At 69.4% G+C, this 16167-nt stretch carries 17 protein-coding genes; 1 reads left to right on the top strand and 16 read right to left on the bottom strand.

The genetic code is table 11. From position 1 onward, the window contains the following. Positions 1-83: 83 nt before the first annotated feature. Positions 84-581, top strand: coding sequence for a hypothetical protein (locus AB0E90_RS42335; RefSeq protein ID WP_360417973.1), 498 nt, complete (start codon positions 84-86; stop codon positions 579-581). Positions 582-689: 108 nt separating this feature from the next. Here the strand turns inward: AB0E90_RS42335 and AB0E90_RS42330 are convergent, their stop codons facing one another. From AB0E90_RS42330 to AB0E90_RS42255, 16 genes are all read right to left on the bottom strand, one after another. Then, positions 690-890: a hypothetical protein gene (locus tag AB0E90_RS42330; protein ID WP_360417972.1), complete on the bottom strand. Its 201-nt coding sequence runs from the start codon at positions 888-890 to the stop codon at positions 690-692. A 364-nt stretch (positions 891-1254) separates the two neighbouring features. Beyond that, positions 1255-1596: a hypothetical protein gene (locus tag AB0E90_RS42325; protein WP_360417971.1), complete on the bottom strand. Its 342-nt coding sequence runs from the start codon at positions 1594-1596 to the stop codon at positions 1255-1257. A 533-nt stretch (positions 1597-2129) separates the two neighbouring features. Further along, positions 2130-2294 carry a hypothetical protein gene (locus tag AB0E90_RS42320; protein WP_360417970.1) on the bottom strand — a complete coding sequence of 55 codons (165 nt, stop codon included), beginning with the start codon at positions 2292-2294 and terminating at the stop codon, positions 2130-2132. Between the two features lie 711 nt (positions 2295-3005). Beyond that, complete coding sequence (locus tag AB0E90_RS42315) at positions 3006-4151, bottom strand: FAD-dependent monooxygenase (protein WP_360417969.1); 1146 nt, start codon at positions 4149-4151, stop codon at positions 3006-3008. Between the two features lie 486 nt (positions 4152-4637). Next, positions 4638-5222 (bottom strand): hypothetical protein, encoded by a 585-nt coding sequence (locus tag AB0E90_RS42310; RefSeq protein WP_360417968.1) that lies wholly within the window; start codon positions 5220-5222, stop codon positions 4638-4640. Positions 5223-5489: 267 nt separating this feature from the next. Then, the gene (locus AB0E90_RS42305; protein WP_360417967.1) at positions 5490-6335 is read right to left on the bottom strand and encodes a hypothetical protein; all 846 of its coding nucleotides are present in this window, start codon (positions 6333-6335) and stop codon (positions 5490-5492) included. After that, positions 6332-6883 carry a hypothetical protein gene (locus AB0E90_RS42300; protein ID WP_360417966.1) on the bottom strand — a complete coding sequence of 184 codons (552 nt, stop codon included), beginning with the start codon at positions 6881-6883 and terminating at the stop codon, positions 6332-6334. Before AB0E90_RS42300 ends, AB0E90_RS42305 begins: the two co-directional genes overlap by 4 nt. Positions 6884-7167: 284 nt before the next feature. Continuing rightward, entirely contained in the window at positions 7168-7674 is a 507-nt protein-coding gene (locus AB0E90_RS42295; protein ID WP_360417965.1) for a hypothetical protein, read from the bottom strand. Between the two features lie 395 nt (positions 7675-8069). Continuing rightward, the gene (locus tag AB0E90_RS42290) at positions 8070-8822 is read right to left on the bottom strand and encodes a hypothetical protein (protein WP_360417964.1); all 753 of its coding nucleotides are present in this window, start codon (positions 8820-8822) and stop codon (positions 8070-8072) included. A 178-nt stretch (positions 8823-9000) separates the two neighbouring features. Further along, positions 9001-9210 carry a hypothetical protein gene (locus tag AB0E90_RS42285; RefSeq protein WP_360417963.1) on the bottom strand — a complete coding sequence of 70 codons (210 nt, stop codon included), beginning with the start codon at positions 9208-9210 and terminating at the stop codon, positions 9001-9003. Positions 9211-9757: 547 nt separating this feature from the next. After that, the gene (locus AB0E90_RS42280; RefSeq protein WP_360417962.1) at positions 9758-10090 is read right to left on the bottom strand and encodes a hypothetical protein; all 333 of its coding nucleotides are present in this window, start codon (positions 10088-10090) and stop codon (positions 9758-9760) included. A gap of 67 nt (positions 10091-10157) precedes the next feature. Next, on the bottom strand, positions 10158-10628 hold the full coding sequence (locus AB0E90_RS42275; RefSeq protein WP_360417961.1) for a hypothetical protein: 471 nt from the start codon (positions 10626-10628) through the stop codon (positions 10158-10160). A 76-nt stretch (positions 10629-10704) separates the two neighbouring features. Continuing rightward, complete coding sequence (locus tag AB0E90_RS42270) at positions 10705-11142, bottom strand: single-stranded DNA-binding protein (protein ID WP_360417960.1); 438 nt, start codon at positions 11140-11142, stop codon at positions 10705-10707. Positions 11143-11635: 493 nt separating this feature from the next. Then, positions 11636-12643 (bottom strand): bifunctional DNA primase/polymerase, encoded by a 1008-nt coding sequence (locus AB0E90_RS42265; RefSeq protein WP_360417959.1) that lies wholly within the window; start codon positions 12641-12643, stop codon positions 11636-11638. Positions 12644-13145: 502 nt separating this feature from the next. Continuing rightward, positions 13146-13829 carry a hypothetical protein gene (locus tag AB0E90_RS42260; RefSeq protein ID WP_360417958.1) on the bottom strand — a complete coding sequence of 228 codons (684 nt, stop codon included), beginning with the start codon at positions 13827-13829 and terminating at the stop codon, positions 13146-13148. A gap of 526 nt (positions 13830-14355) precedes the next feature. Then, the gene (locus tag AB0E90_RS42255) at positions 14356-16155 is read right to left on the bottom strand and encodes a ParB N-terminal domain-containing protein (RefSeq protein WP_360417957.1); all 1800 of its coding nucleotides are present in this window, start codon (positions 16153-16155) and stop codon (positions 14356-14358) included. Positions 16156-16167: the final 12 nt, after the last annotated feature.

The following is a 16167-nucleotide window of genomic DNA, read 5'->3' as shown; positions in this document are numbered from 1 at the left end:
ACGACTAGGTGACCATTTATAACTAACATTCAACGATTGCTAGGTGTGGAGGGCTGGCCTACAAGATAGGTAGCGTCGATGGTATGGCTAGCAAGGGAACGAACAAAGCTATTGAGGCGTTGGAGCGGCGGCACGTGGCGGAACGTACGGCGCTGAAAGCGGCGACGGATGCCGGTGCGGCGGTCCGCCGCGCGCAGGAGCGACGCGCGGCGGAGCTCGCGCGGCTGGATGCGGTCGTGGCGGAGGCGGAGCAGGGCGCGGATGTCGCGTTGGCGGTGCTGGCGTCGCTGGTGGCCCCGGATGTGGCGGCGCTGCTGACGGAGGAAACTCCGGCGCGGGTGCGGCAGGGGCAGCAGCGGGCGTCGGCGCAGGACGTCGCGGCGCGGGTGGGTGAGCTGACCGATTCCGTGGTGGCGGTGGCGCGGCGGCGCGGCCGTCCCCGTGGGAGTGCGCGGCCCCCGTCAAGTGTGGAGGTGGCCGGGGCGCCTAGGTCGTTTGGCGGCGGGAGTGCGTTGAGTGCGCCGACAGTGGCGATAAGTCCGGCAGTGTCGGCAAGTGCGCCGCCTAGCGAAGGAAGATGAGGGCGGTTACGAGTAGGGCGGCGGCGGCCGTGAGGGCGAGCCATTTACCCATGAGGGCGACGGCGGGGCCGACTCGTGCGATGCGGCGGCCCCACTCGTCGTTGTTGATCAGCGGCATGGTGTCTCTCGGTCCGGCGCGGCGGGCGTGTCGGTAAAGGCTATTCCGTAGCTGGCGAAGATCGCTTCGATGCGGCGGGTGGTCCGGGTGTCGCCGGGGTTCGCGGTTTGGGTGAGGGGTTGGATTCGTGCGGCGATGGTGGCTAGGACGTCGAGGGTGATAGTGGCGCCCGGATGCGGCTTGGTGAGCATGGTGGACTCCCGATGGTGAGTGCTTGTCGGTTGAACGGGGAGGCGCGGCGCGCTAACCTGGCGGTTGGTCTTCAGACCAGCGCGTGAGCGCTGGTGTGTTGCCTGGTGTTGGCCGACGGACCTTGCCCGGTACATCCCGCGAGGGGTGTCCTCCTTCGGGGGGCCGTCGGCCTTTTACGTGCGCGGGTCCGGCAGGGATGCGGGCCTGAGTGGTGCGGCCGTGAGCGGTCGGCGCGGCAGCCCGGATCGGCGTGCTCGATGCGCGCCGATCCGGCCGCAGTCGGCGCGCGACTGCTCACCTCGGAACGGCGGGCTTAGACGAGCGGCGGCCGGGGAGTCAAGGACTCCCCGGCCGGTGCGCGGGTTAGAACGGGATGTCGGCCTCGTCGAGGTCGTACGCGGTCGACGCGCCTTCCTGGATACCGAGGATGGCGGGTAGGTCGCAGATGCCTTCGGTCTCGGCGTCGGCCGTGAGGATGGCGGCGAGGTCTTCGGGAACGTGCGCGTACGGGCGGACGAAGTCGATCACGATCGTGGGGTCCTTGACTTCGCGGAAGTCTCCGCCGATCTCCAAGCTCGGGCAGGGGAAGCCGCTGCCGTCGCCTGCGAGGTAGACGTGCGCCCAGAACGAGCCGAAAGCTTTCTCCCACCCGATGACTACGCTGTTGACGGTCTCGCTGCACACGTCGATTTCGTGAGTGCTCACGCCTGGTCTCCTATGGTTTTGTGTTCCTGGTGTGTCAGCGTTTGCCCTCGCTGACAAATAGAAGCCTATCAGTATCAAGCGCCTTTTGTCTACTATTAGCAGGAAAAGAAGTGCTATTCCCTATTTGTTTTTGTTAATGCCGTAACTCGCGATCGGTGCTGTTGTCGCAGTTGGAATGGCGTGGGCTTTTGGGGTGGAGGCGTTTTTTCGGCCGGTGGCGGCGAGCTTGCTCGCCAGGTTGTGTGGCGGCGGGAGCCAAATTCGGTGCGGGGGGTTTCGGGGAAAAAATTCTGTGGGGTGTGCAGAATTATTTCCCCGCCCGCGGCGGATTTGGTGGACGTCGTCGCGCAACCTACCCTCCTGGCGTAGCCAGTGGCCGGGAAAAGGTCTCTGCAGAGCGGCCGAAGGCCGCTCCGGTCTACCGGCCCGCTAGGGCCGGCCGGGGTGAGCGGGTCCAGGCGCCGGCCTGTTTCTGCGGCCGGTCGTTGCCCGGCAGTCCGCGGAGGGCCGGTGGCCCTCCGCGGGAGGCTCGGCTATCGGCGCCCGTAGCCCTGGACGACGCGGTACTCCCGGTAGTCGGCGGGGTCGGCCGGGTTGAAGAACTCCTTCTCACCGACCAGCACGCAGCGGCTGTGGTGGCGCTCGGGGCGGGCGTCCTGGCGCTGACGGCGGTCGGCGAAGGGCAGGCTCTGGTACATGGCGTCGCCTCCTGGCGGTGCGATCGGTGTGCGACGGCCGCCGGTGAGTCCCCGGGGCTGCCGCGCTGACGGGCCGGTGTGGGATCGGCGTGCGCGGGCGGCGGCAAGCCAGCTCCTACGTCAGAAGATCTTGGAAGCGCAGCACTCCTGGCCGACGGTGAATGACGGTGCTGCGCTTCCAAGATGTTTTGCCGGGCTTGCCACCGCCGGGCGGGTCGGTCATCGCTGCGGAATCGACGAGCGCGGCACCCGGGCGCTCGGTGGCCGACCGCATCTCGATCGCCGCCAGGCGGCAGCCAAGGACTGGACTGCTTCGCCAGCCGTCAGCGCGGCACGGCCGCGAGCGTCACCACTGCTGCGTGCCGGACGGCGAGGTACGCGGGTCGCGCCCGGTGATCCCGACGGCCGAATTGTTCCGAGCCGTGCCGGGCGGCCGCCTGCCTTGCCGGCGTAGCCGGTGGCCGGGAAATGGTCTCTGCAGTGGGGCCGCAGGCTACTGCGGCCTACCGACCTGACAGGCGCTTCCTGGTTAGCGGGCAGGGTCTCGACGCGGCGGCTTTGGCTTGGCCTCAACATCGCACGGTGGGGTGGGTCACCGGCAAGCTGGACTCGTTCGCACCGGACGCGAGGTCGTGAGTGCGGGCCGGTCGGCCCAGACGTGACAGCGCCATCAAGCGCCGCCGTGTCCGGGCCGACCAGACCCGGAAAGTTCTAGGCGTCGAGGCCGAACTTGCGGCCGAGCTCCGGGCCGAGTTTCACGGCGGCGACTGCGGCGGGCAGGTGGCGGTGTTGCCACCCGTCGAGGGCGGCGGTCAGGTCGGCGCCGTATTTGCGGTGCTGAGTGAGCGCGGCGGTCAGACCGGCTGCTTGCTCGATGCCGTTGTTCGCTCCGCGTGCAGTGTGCGGGCGGACCGGTGCGAGGGCATCGCCGAGCAGCACCGCGTGACCGGCACCGACGGGCCACACCATCCGGGTCGGGGGGTCGATGTCCATGACCGCGGCAGCCATCCGGGTGCCGGTGGCGTGCACGAGGGCGGCTTGCGCGTCGGGCAGGTACTGCTGGGCGCTGGTGTCGACTGCGGCGCGGGCGGTGTCGGTGACGTGCTGGGGCAGGGCGAATACGCGCCGGGTCGGTGGGGCACCGAAGAAGTCGCTGTACTGCGCGGGCGTGGCTCCCAGGTAGAAGGTCCAGTCGACGCCGCCGGGGATGGGCGCCACGTTGAACTGCACGCCGCTGTGTGAGGGTTCAAAGCGCAGGAAGTCTTGCAGGCCCGGCTGGGTGCTGCTGGTCTGGCCACGGTGTGCGACGTAGCCGGCGTAGCGCAGCTGCCGCTGGGGGTCGAGCAGCCGCCTGCCGGTTGAGGCGCGGCCGTCGGCGAAGACCACCAGGTCGGCTTGCGCGGTGTTGCCGTCGGCGAAGTGCAGCAGCGGCCGTCCGGGCTCGCTGGTCAGGCCGGTGACCCGTTGGCCGGTGTGCAGGGTGCCGGCGGGCAGGCGGCGGGTCAGGGCCGCGTGCAGCAGGGTCCAGGTGGTGTTGCGGCCGGCGTACAGGTGGCGGTGTTCGGATTCGGGCCGGCGCCCGCGGACGGTGATGTCCATGACCGTCTCGGAGCCGTAGCGGACGAACTCGTCCTGGGGGACGCCGAGCTGGTCGAGGATGTCCAGCGACGAGTGCTCCAGGCCGATCAGCCCGCCGCCGAGGGGGGCACTGGCGGGGACGGCCTCGTAGAGGGTGACGTCGTCAAATCCCGCGTGTTGTAGCAGCAGTGCTGCTGTCGGGCCGGTCAGCGATCCGCCGACGACCGCGACGCGCAGCCCGGTGGTGGCGCGGCAGCTGGCGGTGGTGTGCGCATTCATGCAGTGGCCTCCGTGGTGCGAACTGGCGCGACTCGCGCCGGTTGCACCGGCGCTGCCGCGTTGACGAGGCCACGGGGGGAACGGCGCGGGCGGTGGCGGGCAAGCCAGTCTTTGGGCCAAAAGATCTTGGAAGCGCAGCGCTGCTGCCGGTAGTTGATGACTGGTGCTGTGCTTCCAAGATGTTTTGCCGGCTTGCTGGCCACTGCCGGGTCGGTCATCACTGCGGACCGGCGAATGCGGCGGCCCGCAGTGATGGCCGCCGCATTCGCCAGTTCTGCTCTACATCGCAGAGGCCTACGCCGATGCGCATCGTCAGCCGAGCGCTGCGGTGCGTTGCCGGACGTGCCGAGTCGCCCGGCAGAGCGGTCTGCGGCATGGTCCAGCCGATGGCCGATGGCCGATGTAGCGGCGCGGGTCTGTGCCCACTGCTGGTCGTGCCGTGATGAGTTTGTGGCTGACGGGTACGACCTGGTTGGGAACGCCCGGTTAGTACGCGCGGTCGATGCGGTCGGCGATCACCGTGAGTACCGCGTGGGCCAGGTCGATCCCGCTGCTTTCGCGGCCGGTCCGCACGAGGTCGTCGTCGTGGACTGGCTCGCAGCCGATCCAGAACCCATCGACTTTTACGCCGGCGACCATCCCACCGGCGTCGTCGTCACCGCCGTCCTCGTCGACCTGGGCGAAGAGTTCGGTGACGCCATCGCCGAACGTCCACCCGAAGGCGGCCGGGTTCTTGGCGACCGCCTGCATCAGGTCGCAGACGGTTTCGACCGTCGCGGTCCACTCGGCGCGTTCCTCAGGTTCGGCGCCTAGCACGTGGCTCCCGGTCAGCCACGCCTGCTGCTGATCTTGGTTGACGATGACCAGCGGCTTGCCGGTCCGGGCACCGGGCAGCCGGTCGACGATCGACTGCGCCCACGCGCGCAAACCTTCGCGGCTGCTGTAGACGACGACGTTCTCGACGGCAGCGCCCCATTCGCCGTTGTGCAGGCGGCCGTAGCCGGCCAAGTAGCTGGGGGCCATCAGGTGAGCGCGTTGACTCTCGACTGCGCCCCATTCGATGTTGTTCATGGCCGGACTCCTGGTTCTTGTCCGTGGCCGGCCGTGCGCCGAAACCACTCGACGCCCGACCCGCGGTGGGATCGAGCGCCGAGAAGCGTCGGGACGGTCTGGGTTCGGTTGTTACCGTGGCGGTCTCTGCCTGCGCAGCGTCTGCCTCAGTCGCCCGGTCGTAGCCGGTGCAGTTGCGATGACCGCCGGTGGATGGGGTGGCGTTAGCGCGGCACGATCTGCGCACGGCGTCGCGGACGCGGCCGCTTCGGGCGGTCTTGAAGCTGGTCAGGCAGGCTTGTCGTCACGCTGGGCGCGACGACGTAGCTCGCGCAACGGCAGCGGGTAGCTGACGCCGGCGCGGCGTTCCTTCTGGATCGCCACGTCACCGAGCAAGCGCCGCAGTTCGTCTTCGTGGGCTTCGGCTGCCAGGTACCGCTCGGGCGCCACCTCAAGCAGATGCAGCCATTGGCGTTGCCCAGCACGTACGCAGACACCGAAACAGTTGTTGTGCGAGAAGCCCTGTGCATACAGCCGCGGTGGCGTTAGGCCAACAGCCGTCGCCCACTCGAGCATCTGGTCCTTGCTGAGATAGGGCGGCTCGCACATCGGGAAGCGAACGGTCCAGGGTGACCAGCCCCGCTCGATGGCAGGCACCCGGCGCTGCTCGCTCCAGTCGATCCCGACGTACAGCACGGTGCGGTCCGGGTTGGCGTACTCGGTCAGCCATCGCCGACAGGGCTTTTGCTTAAGGTGCACTGAGCAAGGAGCGATGCGGGAATTTCCGACGAAGCGTTGATCGGCGAAAACCTGCCACGGGGCACGGCCGTCAGCGACGATCACCGGGTCGACGCCGAAGTGGGCGCCGGCGTCTGCGACGAAGCGCCACAGATCGGGATCTTCGGCTTTGGTGTCGGCGGCGAGCAGGATGAGATTGTCGGTGCCGTGCTTTTCGGCGACGCGCATGGCGGCGGCCCAGCTGCCGATGCCGCCGGAGAACTGCACGACGTGCAGGGTGTCTGCCAGGTTCGGTGCCCGGCGCGGGGTCGCGGGCGGTTCGCCGCCGGCGGTCAGGTTGATGTGGGCGGAGCGCTCGCCGTGTCCGTCAGTGGCGGGCGGCGTCGTCTCGGTCATGGCCTGACCGCGGCGAGGGTGCGCAGCCCGATGGCGCGAGTGAAGACGCCGCGGTCGGGCACGCTCCAGCCGTCACCGCACCGGACTTGCTCTTGCCCGTGCAGGTCGACCAGGACGTACCACCCTTGCTCGCCGCGGGTCTGACGCTTCGGATCCACCGGCCCGTGCTCGTCGAGGTAGGCCTCGACTCGAGCGGTGGCCTGCTCGCGTAGTTGGGTGGTCCACCGGCATGCGGTGCTGGAGATCCAGCCGGGGTGTTCGCAGGATTGGTAGGCCAGCGAAGCCGCAGCCGCGGCGACGACTTCCGGGTCGACCGGGCCGGGGTAGGGCTGGAAGCGGTACTTGTCGACGTGCCGGTCGCGGAAGTCAATCGGGCCGGGCCGGTCGCCGTCGCGGTCGTACGGGTAGCGGTGGGCGACGCTGGCGAGGTTCTCCTTCCACAGCATCCGACCGGCCTCGTCGGCTTCACCTGGTGAGGTGATCTCCCACGCGAGGGCGGCGGTCAGCAGCAGGTCGAGGTGGTCACGGCTGACGATCCAGGCGCTCATGAGTAATCCCTTCGTTCTGGGGTGTGGCGCGGCTCGATGACCGCGAGATACGTCTTCGCGGGCGCAGCGCACGAGACGTGGTGGCCTGCGGGCTTCGGCGCCGGGACGGTGGTAGGTCACCGGGGCGTTGCCCGGCCGGGTACGAACCGGCCGGGCAACCGGTGATGACTACGGCCGCAGCGTGGGGGTGGCCCGCTCGGTGGCTTCGGTCGTGACGGTGAAGCCGGCCGTGACTCCGGAGCGCAGGGCATAGGCCATGCCGTTCTCGTCGGCTGTCTGTCCGCTCAGGTGCTCGTCAGTGACGGTGAAGGTGACCGTGTACTTCGAGACCGGCAGCGGGACCTCGTCCAGGTGGTAGGTGTGATGAGCTCGCGGTACAGGTGGCGGTACTGGCCCCCGTCGTAGCCGAGGTCGCAGGCTTTCCTGATCGCGTTCTTCAGGCGGGCTTTCGTGACGAACGGGTCGACGCCCTCGGCCGCGGTGAACCGTTCGACTGCCAGGTCCGGGTTGGTCGCGGCGGCGCCCTGGCGGTAGCAGATCGAGCAGGACGGACTGCCGCACCCGCTGGACGAGGAGCGGAACGGCTTGAACGACAGCCCGTCGTTCAAGGCCCGGGTGGTGACGTCCTCGGCATCGGAGCACCAGCTGTTGTCGCTGGCGTGTCGGCGAATCCTGGTCAGGACGTCGGACAGGTAGACCGAGCGCTCCGGAGCGGCCGGGCGGTCGCCGTTGGCGGAGGTCTGGTCGACCGGAGTGGCGGACGTTGTCTGGTCAATGACGTTCTCCGTCATGGTGGGTGCCTCCATCAGGCTGTAGCTGATGCGGCCCGCCCTGCGGGATCGAGTGATCCCGGCGCTGGGGGTGCCGCGCTGACGGGACCGGTCAGAGCCCGCACGTGGGCCGAGGGGTGCAAGCCCTGATCGAGTCAGAAGATCTTGGCGTCGAGCGGAGCGAGACGGTGTGGGCCAAGATGTTCTGCCGGGGGCTTGCACCCCTGGCCTGGGTGGGCTGACCTCGGGTTCCTCAGCAAGCGGCTCCAGGCGCTCCGGGGTTTGCTCGCTGCGGGTGTGCGCGATGTACAGGCGTCGAGGCTGCTGCTGGCTGGGCGCAGGAGACGCGGGCGGTCAGCCTGAATTGCTGCTCGCCGGTGTCGAGGCGCCACGGTCGGCGACCGTGGTGTCGAAGATCAGTGAGGACGGTCCTCGCGTTGTCCGCCTGTGCACGTGGCCTCGGGCGGCAGTGTGCGGACGAGGCGGTACAGCGACGGGCCGTCGGGGTAGTGGCGGTAGAAGTCCTGTAACTCGGTGTGCGCTGCGATGGCGCTGTAGTCGCGTGCGGCGAGCCGGTGCACGGAGCTGACGACGTGGTTGAGGAAGTAGGCGGGCCAGGTGAACATCCGCATCGCGGCGATGCGTCCGGTGTCGGCGTGCACCAGGAACGTGAAGGTGCGGCTGTGGGTGCCGCGCGGCATCGGCTGAGCAGTGAATGGTTCGCTGAGCCGGTGCGGGTTGAACGAGGCGTTGTTCCACGGTGAGTCGCCGTACTTGAACAACAGGAACCCGTTGACGTCCTGCTCGGTCCAGGCGAAGCGTGGTGTGCCGGACTCGACGGCAGATACTTCACGCCGGCTCGGGTCGGTCAGGAAAATGGCCAGCCGGGTGTCACCGTCGGAGTCCAGCCACAGGTGTGAGCCTTGCGGCCAACTGGTGCGGTCGGCGTCGAATATGTCGCCGACGCGGTAGAGGTGACCCTGGTCCACGGCGCCTTGGGCGGGGAGATGGGCTGCGCACGACGCGCCCGTGTGGTGGTGCCAGCCGCGGCTGGGGTCGGTGATCAGCCACCATGGCTGGCCGGGGCCGAGCCGGTGTCCACCGGCGTCGCAGTGCCGCACGGTGGGTGATGCAGGGTAGGGGCCGGTCACGGATATGGCGTTGTCCATCGTCTCTTCCTTGCTGGCTCTGCGTGACGGCGGTCCGGTGGTAATGCCGGCGACGCGGCGTAGCAGCGCTGCGGAGATTGCGCGCTGGACGCCGGCTTGCAGATGCGCTGCGTGCACGCGCGTAGGCCCTGGGTGGGGGTGCTGCTGATGCGGCACCCCCACCAGGACCCGCGGGAGGTCAGTGCAGCGAGAGCAGGGCGAGCAGCGGCGTCTTCTCCAGCACCGCCAGCGCGGCGACGTGGGCGGTGAGAAGGCCGGCGACGTGCACCACCGGGTGGGTCAGGTGACGGGTGGTCGTGCGCAGCGACCGGCGGTCGGTGGTGGCGGTGGTGGTGGTGGTGGTGGTGGTGGTCGGCTCGGTGGTGGTGACCTCGGTGTTGTCGTTCATGGCGCTGCCTTCCGGTTAGCGGCGTCTGCCGGTTGGCACCGGGGTTGCCGCGCTGACAGGCCATGGGGGGAACGGCACGGCGGCGGCTGGCAAGCCAGCACTCAGGTCAAAAGATCTTGGAAGCGCAGCACGGGAGGCGCGAGTGAGAGTTGGTGCTGCGCTTCCAAGATGTTTTGCCGGCTTGCCTGACCGTCGCCGGGTCGGTCATCACTGAGGACTGGCGAACGCGGCGGCCGGGTGTAGCCACCGCGTTCGCCGGGCCGGCTGCGCCGGTCGGCTCGCCGAGCTGACACACCCGGTGAGCACCAGGGTGGCTGCATCGCGCGGCGCCGGTCCGGCACGGGCCTCAACCTCATCGCGGTGTTGTGGGCGGCGCGGACTCTTGTCCGGTGGGTCGATCGTGGCGACGCGCAGATGCCGTGGGGCCTGTCGCCCACGACGTCGGGCGCCAGGGTGAATCGGGTGACATCGCCGAGCATCGCGCCCTTGACGGTGCTCCGCTGAGCGGCGAAGCCGAACAGGCCGATCGTTAACGACGAAGGGCGGGCTACTCGGCGATGGGGTGGCCCGGCCAGCGGGCAGCATCGGGCCACAGCGACGCCTCATCCGGGCCGCCGACGGGCTCGACATCGAACCAAGAGCAGCACGGGTAGATGTGCGCAATGCCGGGGTCGGCGTAGCAGTCGCTGCACGGCCGTGACACGTGCGGCGTACGGCATTGGGCGCTGTGCTCGAAGTACCAGCCGCGGCAACAGGTCACCACTCGCACATGGACCGGCGTGAGCCGGTGCATGGCGGCGACGCGCTGTCGGCGGTCCCGGCCAAAGCGGGCTACACGACCAAGGTCTCGACGCAGGGTGGATTTCAGGTTCGAGGTCATAAGGGCAAACCTCCTGAACGACGAAAGGCCGGCCCGCATGTGCGGGCCGGCCTTGGCGCGGATGGGCTCAGCGGTGATGTACGAGCTGCGGGTCGGTGACGGTGTCCGGCCAGGCGTCCGCGGCGATCTTCTCGCCGTGCGGGCTGACGACCAGGTCGCCACTGCGTTGCCGGCGCGGTGCGCTTGGGGTGGGGGCGTTGCTGCTGGGCAGGGGCGTGATGTTGGCCGGCGTGATATTGATGATGGGTTCCTCGCCCTGGTCGAGGTACGGAGTCATCTTCTTGACGGTGACGAGGACGTCTGTGCCGGGGCGCAGTGAGCGGGCGAGCAGCATCTGCTGCTCGTCCCAGCAGGTCACCTCGAACTCCATCGGGGCGGTGGCTACCCACTTGCCGCTACTGAAGTAGCCGGTGCGGTGCACGATGCGGAACTTGACGAAGGCCCGCCCGCCGCTGTTGGTGTGCCCCTGCTCGCTGCGGCCACGAACGGTGCCTTGGATGAGACTGCTGAAGATCTGCTTCGACGGTTCCTGGCTCATGACGAGACTCCCCGGAATGGATCGGATGTGTCAGTGGGAGACCGGGGCCGGCCGGGTGACCGGCCCCGGGAGGCGGTCAGGCGTCCTGCAGCTCGCGCTCCGCTTCAGCGGTGGTGGGCTCAGCGGTGGTGGGGTCCCAGGCGTTGGTCGCCGGCCGGTCGTCAGCCACCGGCTGGGCACCGGCGAAGCGCAGGGACAACGACACGTTCTCGGCGGTGACCTCCAGGACGCCGCCGGCTGTGCCGTCCTGCCGGATGAACGGCCACACGTTCAGGTCGTCGCGGGCGTTCACGACCACGGTGTCGCCCTTGCTCAGCTCGGCGCATCGTTCGGCGAGCTCGCCCCAGGCGGTGACCTGGGCCCACATGGGGGTCGTGTCGACCCACTGGCCCTCGGTCTTGCGACGGCGGTTGTGGGCGACCCGCAGCCGGCACAGCGCCTGCCCGGTGGCGGTGTAATCGAGTTCGGGCTTGGCTGCGAGGTTGCCCTCGAAGGAGAGGGTGAACTGCGACATGTGCTGGCTCCCGTTCAGGTGATGCGGTGCGGCCCATGCACGCCGTTCGGATCGGGTGATCCGGGCGCCGTGGTGCCGCGCTGACGGGGCCGGTCAGAGCCCGCACGTGGGCCGAGGGGTGCAAGCCCTGATCGAGTCAGAAGATCTTGGTGTCGAGCGGAGCGAGACGGTGTGGGCCAAGATGTTCTGCTGGGGCTTGCACCCCTGGCCTGGGTGGGCTGACCTTCGGGTCCCTCAGCAGCGGAACCAGCCGACGTCCACGGACCGGCCCAGCCGGGATGCCAGGACCGCAGAGCGCAGCCCTCGCGGAACAGCTGTCGTCGCCTGCCCGCCGGGTGGCCGACTCTGCGCCGGCCCAAAACTCGCACCGCAGGTCTCGGGTACAACGGCCGAGCGCACGTCGCCTCGCCGCCCGCATCGAGGGCGGACGGCGTCCCACCGCTGGCCAGACCGAGCTGGTTGCCCACGGTGATGACGGCCGGGCAGGAGGGCGTCAGCTGTGCGGTCCCGGCCAGGTGTGCACCGGAGCCCTCCTGACATGACGTCCGGCGGCAATCTGCCGGTCACCGAGACGCCGGGGATGACGCAGCCCGGCTCGCCACCCGGACGACAACGTGCGCTGGACCTCAGCGCGTCCCAGCCCCGCGCTCAGGGCGGCTTCGGTGAGTTCGCGGTGCACGGCCGTCTCGTCCATGGGGGTGTTCGCGGCCAGTTGCCCGAGCCGGAACGCGGCCCGGTTCAGGGCGTCGTTGCGGCCGCCGCCGCTGATGCGCCGGCCGCCGCTGAGTACCGGCCGTGGCGCGCGGCGCACGCGTTCGGCTTCCCCGTCGAGCGCTGCTTGCACGTAGCGGTCCAGGTCCGCGATCGGGGCTGCCGGCGGGGCTGCCGGCACCGGCGGTGCCGGAAGGACCAGGGCGCGTAGGTGCGGTGGGCAGACTGGCAGGTTGGGTTGCTGCCAGGGCTGCTGGAATGTGTACCGGTTTCCGGTGGTGTGCAGCGACGGCGGGGCGACGACCAGGCCGCCGTGACCGCGCCAGTCCACCCCGGGTGCGATCGCTACCCGGCTGGGCAGCTCACCGGCGGCGTACCACAAATGCCACCCCGAACCGGTACGGATCAGCGGTCCTGGCGGGCGGATGACATCGAGGAGGTCGAGAACGACATGCAGGCCGCTGGCGGTGTCGATGTCGCAGACATCCAGCACCGTCCCGGTGACCAGGCCAATGTTCGCGTCCGGCCACCGTGACCACCACGCCCGGATGACCTGCGGCTGCCGGGAGGCGTCGTGCAGGCCGCGACGCACGCGGGGGTGCTTGCCCGGTGAGCCGCAGACCGCGCCGGCTCGGCAACTGCACACACCACCGGCGCCGGGGGTGTGCAGCGGCAGCACTGCCATACCGGCCGCGGCGTAGCCGATCGCCGCGGCCACGAGGTCCGCTGTCGTGACCGGCGGTCGCGGATCACCGTTGTCAACCGGATCGGCAGCCCAGGAGACGTTCACCGCCCACCTGCACAACGCCGGCACGGCCGGGAAGTGGTGCACACCTGCAGAGTCCGCTTGGTGGTGCTGTCACGGTCGGGTGGCCGGCGACCTGCAACCAGCAGGCGCGGTGTCGAACGCGCAGGTCGCTGGAGCAGGCCGGCGAGGCGTATATGAGACACGACGCTGCCGTAGGGCGCGGCGGAGCAACGGTGACCCGACCTCGGCGCCGGCGCCGAACGCGGATCACAGATGCCAGGTCTGAGTGCAAGACGACAAGGGCGAGGCACAACGGCTCCTTAGGTGACGGCGGCGCTACGACCGCGGAGGCGGATAGGTCGACGACGATCAGTTCGTCCGCCGGTGTGACTGGCGAACGGTGGTGGCCAGTGCTGGATGCCGGGTTGGTGACGGTGACCGGCGGCGGTCACCGTCACGCGAACGCCGTGGTCGGCGGCCGTACGCGGTCGTCGACCACGGCGCGTGCCGCGGTGGCGGTGCCGTGCCGTAGGCCGGCTCGCGGTCAGGACCGGGTTGTCCAACGGCCGGGCTGCGGGCCGTCGGCCGGATGGCTGGGCTGGTGTTCGTGATCGATCACGACGGCATCGGGACAGCTGGGCTGCCACTGGCCGTCTGCCGCGGTCACCGCGTGGCAGCCCGCGACGGTGCAGTGCCGGGCGAGGGGCTCGAAGACGATGCCGTAGTGGCCGGCGTCGTCGGTGCTGACATACAACGAGAGCGGTCCGTCGGGGAGCAGCACCCGGTGGACGCCGGGTGGGGCGCTGATCAGGGCGGTGAGCTGCAGCGACCAGCTCGCGGCGGCGTCGCGGTAGTGGTCGCTGTCGGTGCCGTAGGCGTCGGCCAGCTCGATCAGGTGCTGCTGGCAGGAGGCGACGGCGGCGGTGGCCTCCCGACTGATGTCCAGGCGTACCAGGTGGGGGTTGCCGCCGATGGGCCGCAGCAGCGGGGTGGGTACGGCCGGGTCGTCGTAACTGCTAGGTAGCAGTGCGGCGAGGTTCATGCCGGTGGACGTGGCGGCGCCCCACGTGTAGGCGCGGTCGGTCACGGTGGTGACGATCGCGGTCCACTGGCTGACCGGGATCGCGTAGAGGCTGCGGTCAAACAGCGGATCATCCTGGTGGTCGCGGTACGTCCGCCCCTGGTCGGTCAGCAGGGCGTCGAACACCGCGGCGACGACAGCTTCCACCAACTCATGTGGGCCGGCAGCGTCACCGTGGATCTGCCCACGGATCGACTCCAGCTCGGCGGGTGTCAAAGGACGCCGAACCGTGGAGACGGCCGGCGTGGGTGAGGTAGCAGTGAACCAAGGATTCATGGCGCAACTCCGAGAAATGAAGATCCCAGCCCGCCATAGGGGCGGGCCGGGACCGTGGATGGCAGGTTCTGGTGGGCGGGTCATCGCGATGCGACCCACCGCGGGGAGGCTGTCGCGGGACGCTGACAGCGAACGGCTCGGCAGGGAACCGGCCCTGGCGCCCAGGCAACGGAAATCAACGGCGTTGGCCGTGGCGCTTGGGGACTCATGCTGCGGCGCCCGCGCAGCACGATCCCTGGTGTGGGCCTACCTGAAGCGACAGGCGCGACGGTCGGCGGTGGACATCCGATAACGGCCAGAGCGCCCATCCCCCGTCTTACGCCACCGCGGCACGGTCGCTGGTGAGGCACCGCGCTACGTCCCCCATCTGGGCCAGGGACGCAGCACGGTGCTCGTATCAGGCTGCGTCGGAGAGCTCGTCGGCGTCGTGCAGATCGTGGGTGTCGTCGGCGCCCACCGGGGTGCGGTCGAACGGTGCCTCGATCACCACGCCATCCGCGTCCCCGCTCACGGCGAGCACCTCGATGACCTCGTCCTTCTCGTCGGCACGGGGCATCTCCTCGGCGTCGGTACCCAGCACGACGTCAGGGGTCACGACGTCCTCCGCAGTGGCGTCCTCGGCCTGGTCGTCGTCCTCGTCGTCTTCGTCCTCAGTGGCGGACTTCGCCGTCCAGCCCTGGTAGAGCTCCTGCTCGTCATCGATCAACGGGTACCGGCGCTGACGCAGCTCGTCGTACCACGCGACGGCCGACTCCTTGTCGATCCACATCCGGTACGGCTGGGTCGTGCTGTCCAGGTTGTACTCCAGCGCGCAGATGTACTTGGCGACCAGGCTGCGGCGCAGCCGGTCCTCGCCGGCGCCGGCGAGGGTGTCGTCGTCGGAGCCACCGAGCGAGCGGTATAGCTCGTCCAGGTCAGCGGAACGGTTCATGACCTTGCCCAGCGTGGCCGCCCGCAGCGCGGGGACGAACAGGGCGCGGGCTCCTTTGGCGGTGCCGAACTTCTCGACAATGAATTCCCGGCGTACGGTCGCCGCCAGCTTGAGGCGCTCGAGGCGTTCGGCGGCCTGCTGCTCGGCCAGTTCCTTGGCGGCGATCTGTTCTGGGCTCAGACCGCGGTGCGTCGCCGCGACCTCCTTGCGGCGGGTGTAGCCGCGCTGGTCCGGGTCGTCGCAGTACACGACGGTGCGGGCCTGGCCGCCGTCCTTCTCCACGAAGGCGTGGAAGCCGGGTAGGGTTTTGACCGCCTCGACGTCGACCGGCTGACCATCGGCGTCCCGGAGCAGATCTGCGGGTACCGCGGTGCCGTCGTAGCCGAAACCGCGCGGCTTCGGCGTCACGTCGACGCTTTCCAGCACCAGGCGCGCCTTGGCCACGTCGCGGTTGCGGCCGTAGGCGCGCTTGTCGCGCAGCCTCGACAGCTCGTGCTTGAAGTCGTACTGATCGCCCAGCTTGTCCAGCAGCTTGCGCTGGGCGTCCGGGTCGTCGGCGAACTCCTCCAGCGCGAGGGCCTGGTCCAGGGTGAGGGTGCCCTGGTTGAGGGCGCGCTGCGCGGTGGACGGCAGGGCCCGGGCCTTGATGGCGGTGCGGACCTGGTTGACGCCGGTGCGGCGGGCGTCTGCGATCTGCTGTTCGCTGAGACCCAGGTCGAGCAGCATCTGGTAGGCGTCGGCCTGTTCGATGCCCTCGAGGTCCTTGTGGTGGTCGTTGACCTCCAGCATGTGCAGGATGAGCTGGACGTCGTCGTCGGTGTCGGCGATGAAGCACGGCAGGTCGAAGCGCTTGGCCTCGATCGCCGCGTTGCGGCGCCGCAGCCCGTCGACGACGGCGAAGTGCTCGACGGGGTCACCGTCCTCGACCGGTTTGCCCTCGGCGTCGGTGGGCGGGAAGAACCCGAGGGAGCGCACGACCAGGGGGCCGCGGACGCCGAACAGCCGCACGGAGGCGATCAGGTCGCTCAGGTCGCCCAGCTTCGTGCGCTTGAAGCCCTTCGGCTCGTGCAGGAAGCGAGCGTCGAGCAGCCCGGCGCGAAACGGCAACGGGGTGCCGCCCAGGCCGGTGTTGAGGTGGACCGGCCCGTCGACGATCTCACCGATCAGTGCGGGATCGGTCGCCACGAGGTCGGTGCTGGCGGTGGTGTCGAGCTCGTCGGCCACGGCGGTGTCGGTGTTCTGGAAAGCCTCGGTGTCGTTGGTCATCGTGGTCACGAT

It is taken from the genome of Actinoplanes sp. NPDC026619 (assembly GCF_040638295.1).
Classification (GTDB): domain Bacteria; phylum Actinomycetota; class Actinomycetes; order Mycobacteriales; family Micromonosporaceae; genus Actinoplanes.
Note: the sequence above shows the minus strand (reverse complement) of the source record. Positions and strands in the feature narration are given on the sequence as shown.